The sequence below is a fragment of the Sulfurimonas sp. genome (assembly GCF_032250635.1).
Taxonomy (GTDB): domain Bacteria; phylum Campylobacterota; class Campylobacteria; order Campylobacterales; family Sulfurimonadaceae; genus Sulfurimonas.
The window spans coordinates 1-2,926 of the sequence record NZ_JAVVFL010000235.1 but is presented as its reverse complement, the minus strand read 5'-3'; the positions used below and the strand labels follow the sequence as shown (position 1 = coordinate 2,926).

The window sequence follows — 2,926 nt, the reverse complement described above, 5'->3', positions numbered from 1 at the left end:
GGAGATTGTCTCCGCACTCGCACCTTGGTAAAAAGCCGAAACTACGATTTGCGGAGGGATAACTCTTGGATACTCGCTAATAGGGAGTGCGCGCATAGAGATGACACCTGCAAGCACGATAATAATCGCGATAACTGATGCAAAAATTGGTCTTTTTATAAAAAAGGCAGAAAACATCTTACTTGCCTTCCATAATGGTTACTTTGCTATTTGGTCTAAGTTTTGCGATATTGCTTGAAACTACCATATCGCCCTCTTTTACCCCGCCCTCAATCATCGCTACACCCTCTTCTACATGAAGCACATTCACAGGGCGCATAACTACAGCTCCGTTTTCTACAACATAAACAACGGTTGCATCGGGAGTTTTAATCAGTGCTTTTTGCGGGATTTTTGCGACGCTCTCATAACTAAAACCGCCTAAATTTACCTCAACGTAAGAGCCTACCATAAGCTCTCTGTCTGGGTTTTTAAATGTTGCTCTTAGAAGTAGCGTTTCTGTTTGCGTATCGATCTTTGGAGCCATATAATCCACTATGCCGCTGAAACTTTTTGCACCGACCTTCAACGTAACCTCTGCGCCTGTTTTGATCTGTGCGGCGTACTTCACAACGTCGCTGCTTGGAAGAGAGAACTCCGCATAAACTCTACTCAGTGCCGTAATAGTCGTAAGATTTGAATTTTGCAAATCTGCATCTATAAAATTGCCCTCATCGCTGCTACTCATACCCACAACCCCGCTAATAGGAGCTTTTATAGTTGTATAACTGTAGTTCAACTCCGCTTTTGCAACCAACGCTTTGGCTTTTTTCACCTCTGCATTTGTATCATCGTAAGCATATAAAAGAGCATCTCTTTGCTGCTCGCTTATTGCACTGTTTTTGAAAAGGTACTCTGCCCTGCTCCAATCTTTTGAAGCTTTGCTAAAGTTTGCCTCTGCCTTTGAGAGAGCCGCTTTTGCTTCATCAAGCGCCGCTCTGTACTCCCCTTTTTGTATCTCGTACAAAACATCGCCCTTTTTTACAGCTGAACCCTCTGTAAAATTCTCTTTTTCTAAAACTCCGCTTACTCTTGCAAAGACAAAAACCTCTTCAAAGGGTTTTAAAATAGCGGAGTAGCTCTTTGTAAAATCAACTCTCTCAAACTTTACAACTTGAGCCTTTACCGGCAACGGAGGCATTTGCGCCGTTTTCGGCTGGCTTGAAGCACCACCTTTTTCATCACTACACCCTACAAACAGCAGTGAGACCACTACAAGCGATAATGCTAAACTTTTCATCTATAAAAACTCCTTAATATCTTTTCCGCTGTAGTAAATCAGCTCTGCTTTTTTAACTTCTAAATCCAATAACGCTCTTTTGTAACCTCTAGCGGCATCATACTTCTCGCTCATAGACTCAAGATACGCCACATTGTCGATTGTTCCGTTTTGGTACTTAAACTTTACAAGCTCATAGGTTGAAGAGGCGGCGTCAAGTGTCGCTTTGGTTGCATCAACTTTCAGTCTTGCAATCTCTAGTGCCTTTTTTGCAAATCTATACTCCACATCGGCTCTATGTTTCTCATGCTCCAGAGTAGATTTTTTACTCAAATACTCTTGAAATTTCGACTCATAAGCCTTTGTGCGTGCGCCAAAATCAAAGACATTCCAGGTGAGATTGAGCATGGCTATATTTTGAGTATCGACCAAAAAATCGCTCTCTAGGCTCTTGTCGTCAAAATAGTACTCGCTGTAACTCAGCGTATTGTCAAAATAGATCTTGGGAAGATTTTCACTCTTTTTTGTCTTAGCCTCATGCAGCACAGAGAGCGCATCATACTCAAGCGCTTCAATGTCAGCTCTCAGCGTCTTCTCCTGCTCATTTAGCGCAACTACGGAACCTTCGTCTATCTTTTGGATTTTTTGTGTAGTGTAGTACTCAAGCGTATACAAAATTCTCTGCGATTCCAACTCTATCTCATTTAACATAACTACCGAGTTTTTAAGCCTAGAGTCAATCTTGTCAACCTCATCTTTTGTTGCAGAGCCTGACTTATAAAAGAGATCAAGCCGTTTGAACTCAGCTTTTAACTGCTCAATCTCTTGGCTTGTAGCCTCTTTGTCGGATTCTAGCGAGAGGTACCCAAAGTAGAGCCTTGCTACATCAAGAGAGATGTTGTTTTTAGTAGCCTCTACATTTTGTTTGCTAGCATCTATGCTTGATTCTAGCTGGTTGTAAAGACTCCCTTTTTTACCGCCGTCATAAAGCGTGTACTTAAAACTAGCTTGGACTCTTAGTGAATTTTCCGCCAATGCGGCAGTCTCCTCATAAACGTTTTGGTATGTTGCGCCAAGCTCTAATGTCGGCAGGTACGAACTCTTGGAGCTCTCATAAGCTTTCTCTTTTGCGCTAAGTGAATGCGTAGCAGACTCAACAACCCTGTTTTTATGCGATAACTCTATAAGCTCATCAAGCGTATATGAGTATAGAAAAATCGGGATGAAGAGCACAGGAAATAAAAATTTCACCTATTCTCCTTTGTTCTATGTTTACGAAATAATATCACACTAACTCTTAAATATGTCTTGCCAGAAAGATATATTTTTGGCTATAATAACGCTATGAAAAAAAATAGAGTACACACAGACCTTATAACAAATTTTTATGACAAAGTAAGCGAAGGGGAGCTTTCCGAGGTTTTTTTAATGACTTTTCCAATAGCAGTCATCCAAAAGACAATCTTTACACATGCCGAGAGTTTTTTAAAAGAGAAGTTTGACCTCTTAAACTCCGAGGTTGATGTTTTAGCCTCACTCTTTACACACGGAAAAGTGCTCTCTCCGACACAGCTTTATGACCTGACTATCTTCTCATCCGGCGGCATGACAAAGGTCTTAAAGAGGCTTCAAGAGAGAGGTCTTGTATATAGAGAAGAGGACAAAAAC

The 2,926-nt window shown here is 41.2% G+C and carries 4 protein-coding genes; 1 reads left to right on the top strand and 3 read right to left on the bottom strand.

What is annotated here, in order from left to right:
• The 3 genes from RQ763_RS11170 to RQ763_RS11160 all read right to left on the bottom strand — a co-directional run.
• On the bottom strand, positions 1–177 hold a 177-nt coding region (locus RQ763_RS11170; RefSeq protein WP_314153053.1), incomplete at its 3' end, for an efflux RND transporter permease subunit.
• Position 178: 1 nt separating this feature from the next.
• Positions 179–1,279, bottom strand: a complete 1,101-nt coding sequence (locus RQ763_RS11165) for an efflux RND transporter periplasmic adaptor subunit (protein ID WP_314153051.1) — start codon at positions 1,277–1,279, stop codon at positions 179–181.
• The gene (locus RQ763_RS11160; RefSeq protein ID WP_314153050.1) at positions 1,280–2,509 is read right to left on the bottom strand and encodes a TolC family protein; all 1,230 of its coding nucleotides are present in this window, start codon (positions 2,507–2,509) and stop codon (positions 1,280–1,282) included.
• A gap of 93 nt (positions 2,510–2,602) precedes the next feature.
• On the opposite strand from RQ763_RS11160, the gene RQ763_RS11155 reads away from it, so the two are divergent.
• Positions 2,603–2,926, top strand: a 324-nt coding sequence (locus tag RQ763_RS11155) for a helix-turn-helix domain-containing protein (protein ID WP_314153049.1), incomplete at its 3' end; no start/stop codon positions are given.